At 54.6% G+C, this 5040-nt stretch carries 4 protein-coding genes and 1 riboswitch; all 4 genes read left to right on the top strand.

Going from position 1 to position 5040, the window contains the following annotated elements; genetic code table 11:
- Positions 1-94: 94 nt before the first annotated feature.
- The 4 genes from KJB30_RS17770 to KJB30_RS17755 all read left to right on the top strand — a co-directional run bounded on the left by KJB30_RS17770 (position 95) and on the right by KJB30_RS17755 (position 4820).
- Positions 95-1171, top strand: a complete 1077-nt coding sequence (locus KJB30_RS17770) for a glycosyltransferase (protein ID WP_214301709.1) — start codon at positions 95-97, stop codon at positions 1169-1171.
- A gap of 201 nt (positions 1172-1372) precedes the next feature.
- Entirely contained in the window at positions 1373-1882 is a 510-nt protein-coding gene (locus tag KJB30_RS17765) for a GNAT family N-acetyltransferase (protein ID WP_214301708.1), read from the top strand.
- Between the two features lie 40 nt (positions 1883-1922).
- Positions 1923-3386, top strand: coding sequence for an NADP-dependent succinate-semialdehyde dehydrogenase (gene gabD, locus KJB30_RS17760; protein WP_214301707.1), 1464 nt, complete (start codon positions 1923-1925; stop codon positions 3384-3386).
- Between the two features lie 126 nt (positions 3387-3512).
- A riboswitch (SAM riboswitch) is annotated at positions 3513-3615 on the top strand.
- A gap of 62 nt (positions 3616-3677) precedes the next feature.
- Complete coding sequence (locus tag KJB30_RS17755; protein ID WP_214301706.1) at positions 3678-4820, top strand: trans-sulfuration enzyme family protein; 1143 nt, start codon at positions 3678-3680, stop codon at positions 4818-4820.
- Positions 4821-5040 lie beyond the last annotated feature (220 nt).

Here is a 5040-nt window from a genome sequence, read left to right as displayed (position 1 = left end):
AAGCGGCACTACTGAAGTTACTCTGCGAAAAATCGGCCCCGAAGGGGGCGTAGGTCGCTATTTTTGAACAACCTGAGTTTTCCAGAGACTTGATATGGTCGAAAAAATTACTGCAAGCCGACCTGCGGCTGCACCCAAGAAAGCCTTCATGCGTATTGCCATCATCGCCCCCTACTCAACCGGTCCCATGCGGGGCAACATCACCACTGTCAAGCGCATTTCGCGCGGCTTTATCGAAGCTGGCGCCGATGTCACGCTGCTTCCCATGGATACCACATCCCCCGCCGGAATCCGGGAGCAGATCGACAGCTATGTTCCCGATGTGATCCATGCATTTCACGCGGGGATTTGCGGAGAAGTTGCCTCCAATCTGGCAGAGCAACTGGGGGTGCCCTGCGTCATAACAATAACCGGCAGTGACATCAATGAAGTCAGGTTCCGCGATACCGACGCCATGAAATTCGCCATGGCGCGGGCAACTGCAATTGCCTGTTTCGACACCGCCGTTTCAGCAAAGGTAACCAGATATTTCCCCGCAGCCTCCGGCAGAATAGCCATCATTCCGCAAGGGATAGCAGCGCCGCCGTGCAGCCGGCTCTCCTGGCCCGGTATCTCTCCAGACGATTTCGTTCTCCTGCTCCCGGCTGCCATTCGTCCGGTCAAGAACATACTTTTTCCCCTGGCTGCTCTCGTCCCGCTGATCGGCGACCTGCCAAAACTGAAGTTGGTAGTCGCAGGAGGCGTCATTGACTCCGGCTATGCCGCCATCGTCAGTGAAGAGCTTGCTGCGTCCCCCCATGCCGTGTGGCTAGGCGAAGTCCCCCATGAACAAATGGGCAGCCTGTATGCCCGAGCCGACCTGGTACTCAACTGCTCTTCCTACGAGGACATGCCCAACAGTCTGCTGGAAGCAATGGCCCTGGGACGACCGGTCCTTGCTGCCGACATTCCCGGCAATCAGGTGCTGGTACGCAGCGGTGAGACCGGCTGGTTGTACCGCAGCGAGGATGAATTCCGAAGCATGGTCATGCAATTGGCCCGGGATGCAGCTTTGCGCAGTGATACCGGTCGTCGTGCCCGAGAGTATGTGTTGTCGCACTTTTCACCGCACATCGAGGCCAAACTTTATCTGGAGTTATTCAGGAAACTGGTATCAGTCCATCATCCCTGATGAACATGCCCTTTTCCCATCCCTGCCAGACTCTTCCGAATGCTCAAATTAATGTTTTGACATAATTAATATTTTCTTTACTAATGCCTGAACTACGGGAGAAAAGGCGTTCCACAGGGTTATAGATTCAAGGCTCTGACAATCACTCCAGTAAATGCTATAGTTTTCATCTTAACTCCCACTACAAAAGGATCCACCAATATGCCCCAAATCACCTTCTCCCCCCTTGATCCAGCTGAGATTAAAACCATGATCGCCCTTGCCCATCGCATCTGGCATGCCCATTACCCCACAATGATAAGCGTGCAGCAGATCGATTACATGCTGGAGCACGGCTACACTTCCAAGCTAATCAATGAGGAGATGAAGCAAGGTGTGACCTGGCTGGCGATTAAAGAGGGAACAACCATGATCGGTTTTCTGGCTGCCGGACCCTATGGCGACCAGACGATAAAGCTGCACAAGCTGTACCTGCTGCCTGAATATCACAGCAGGGGAATAGGCAGTCTGGCCCTGGCAGAGGTGGAAAAAATCGCACAGGCCACAGGAGCCATTCGAATCGTACTCAACGTGAACAAGAACAATCAAAAGGCAATCCGCGCCTATGAGCGAAGCGGCTGGCAGATTACCGAAGAAGTCGTCAACGACATCGGCAACGGTTATGTAATGGATGATTATGTAATGACCATAAATGTCCCGCCGACACCATGATCCCTGAACTCTAAAATCATCCCAATTTGCGGAGGTTCACATGCTTGCATTGAAAGACCCCACCCTTTTGAAACAGAAATGTTACCTCAACGGCCAATGGCAGGATGCCGACAACGGCGCGGTCATTGACGTCACCAATCCGGCCACGCTGGAAAAACTGGGTACCATCCCCCGCATGGGCACCGAAGAGACACGCCGGGCAATTGCAGCCGCCGAGGCCGCCCTGCCTGCCTGGCGTTCCAGGACAGCCAAGGAACGTTCTATAATTCTGCGGCGCTGGTTTAACCTGATGATGGCCAACCAGGATGATCTGGCCATCATCATGACTGCAGAACAGGGCAAGCCACTGGCAGAATCAAAGGGTGAGATATCCTATGCCGCTTCCTTCATCGAGTGGTTTGCAGAAGAGGGCAAACGCATCTATGGCGACACAATCCCGGGCCACGCCGCCGACAAACGCATTGTGGTAATAAAGGAACCGATCGGTGTCTGTGCAGCCATCACCCCCTGGAATTTTCCTGCCGCGATGATTACCCGCAAGGCAGGGCCCGCCTTGGCAGCTGGGTGTACCATGGTGGTCAAACCGGCTACTGCCACCCCCTTTTCCGCCCTGGCCCTGGCTGAACTTGGTGAACGGGCCGGCATCCCTGCCGGAGTGTTCAGTGTCATCACCGGTTCGGCTGCCGCCATCGGCAACGAGATGAGCTCCAATCCGATTGTGCGCAAATTAACCTTTACCGGCTCTACAGAGATCGGCAAGCAGCTCATGGCCCAATGCGCCACCACGGTCAAGAAAGTCTCACTGGAGCTGGGTGGCAACGCCCCTTTCATCGTTTTTGATGATGCTGACCTGGATGCCGCGGTTGAGGGGGCAGTGGCTTCCAAATACCGCAATACAGGCCAGACCTGTGTCTGCACCAACCGGCTGCTCGTCCAGGACGGGGTCTATCAGGCCTTCACGGACAAGCTGGTTGCGGCCGTGGCCCGCATGAAAGTCGGTGATGGATTGGCCGGAGAGGTCCAGCAGGGACCGTTGATTGATATGGGTGCTGTCGAAAAAGTAGAAGAGCATATCGCCGATGCTGTTACCAAAGGAGCCAAGATCGTCCTGGGAGGCAAGCGGCATGCCTTGGGGGGATCGTTCTTCGAGCCGACCATCATCACCGATGTCACCCCCGACATGCTGGTGGCCCGGGAGGAAACTTTCGGACCATTGGCCCCGATTTTCAAATTCACAACCGATGCCGAAGCGATCCGCATGGCCAATGACACGGAGTTCGGCCTGGCATCATATTTCTACAGCCGGGACATCAATCGTGTCTGGAAAGTTGCGGAGGCGCTGGAGTATGGGATGGTAGGCATCAATACCGGCCTGATCTCCACAGAAGTCGCTCCCTTTGGTGGCGTCAAGGAATCGGGAATCGGCCGGGAAGGATCGAAATACGGCATTGAAGAATTCATGGTGGTGAAGTACCTCTGCATGGGCGGGATCGTCCAGGGATAAACCCCTTAAAAAAAATGGAGATCCTCAAAACAAAAAACATCAAGAACCGGGTAAATCATTGTTGACACATTTAGTCTGGTGATGTTAGTTTTGAGCAGCAATCATACATAAGAAGCACATAATATTTCGATATCAAGAGCGACGGAGGGACTGGCCCTGCGATGTCGCGGCAACCCCTTAAGGGAAGGTGCCAATTCCAGCGGGATCGCAAGATCCCGGGAGATAGCGAAGAGAGAATCATTGAGAATCCTCTTCCAACCCCGGAAGGGGATTTTTTTATGGAGGTAGCACATGAAGATCGCAACAGAAGCAGTGCAGGTCGGAGTGGAGTGGGATACCCGCACCGGCGCAATGACAGTACCCATTTACCAGACGGCAACCTTCCGGCATCCCGGACTCGGCCAGAGCACCGGTTTCGATTACAGCCGCTCCGGCAACCCCACCCGTCAAACCCTGGAAAACGGCATCGCCCGCCTTGATGGCGGTTGCCGCGGATTTGCCTATTCATCCGGCATGGCAGCCATCACCAGCCTGCTGTTTCTCTTCAAAAGCGGCGATCACCTGATTGTCACCGAGGATTTATACGGCGGCACCTGTCGACTGTTCGACCGCATTTTCAACCAGTACAACCTGAGTTTCACCTATGTGGACACCACCGATAATGATGCGGTGCAGGCCGCCATCACTCCTGCCACCAAAGCTGTTTTTGTTGAAACCCTGACCAACCCGCTGCTGAAATTCGCCGATCTGCCGGCACTGTCGACCATCTGCCGGCAACACAACCTGCTGCTGATTGCCGACAACACTTTCCTGACTCCCTATCTGCAGCGCTCCCTTGACCTGGGGGCGGACATTACCATCTACAGCGCCACCAAATACCTGGCCGGCCACAATGACACCGTTGCCGGACTGGTTGTAGTCAAAGATCCGGCACTGGCAGAGCAGGTCTACTTTCATCAGAATGGCGCTGGAGCCGTGCTGGGGCCACAAGACGCCTGGCTGGTCATCCGCGGCATGAAAACCCTGGGGGTCAGGTTGGACCGCCAGCAGGAAAATGCCTTGAGAATCGCCCGCTGGCTTGCCTCCCATCAGCGCGTGACCAAAGTCTATTACCCCGGTTTGGAGAACCATCCAGACCATGAGCTGATGCAGCGTGACGCAAAAGGCTTCGGGGCCATGATCGCCTTTGAGGTGGATGAGCACTCACTGGTGGAGCAGCTCTTGCTGAAAACGAAGCTGATCTCCTTTGCCGAAAGTCTCGGTGGTGTAGAGACACTGATGACCTTCCCCGAAGTTCAGACCCATGCGGATATCCCACCGGAATTGCGTGCCCGGTTGGGAATCAACAACGTTCTCCTGCGCCTCTCTGTGGGAATTGAGGATGGGGATGATCTGATCGAGGATCTGACCCAGGCATTTGAACCTGAACCTTAAATAAAACGCGACTGACGCGGATGCAGCGGATGCGCGCGGTAAGAAAATTGCTGCGCCATCGAAAGATGTAAAATCAGAATCTTTGCCCTCCCCCAGCCCCTCCCATAAAGGGAGGGGAGCATGAAAGTCCCCTCTCCCCTTGTGGGTGTATAGACCGGAGTCAAGGGTTACAGATGTTCGGGGACATAGGTAACAGTTTTTGCTTCAATGTTTGATGTCA

It is taken from the genome of Pelotalea chapellei (assembly GCF_018531195.1).
Classification (GTDB): domain Bacteria; phylum Desulfobacterota; class Desulfuromonadia; order Geobacterales; family Pseudopelobacteraceae; genus Pelotalea; species Pelotalea chapellei.
The sequence above is the reverse complement of the archived record's forward strand: the minus strand, read 5'-3'. Positions and strand labels throughout refer to the sequence as shown.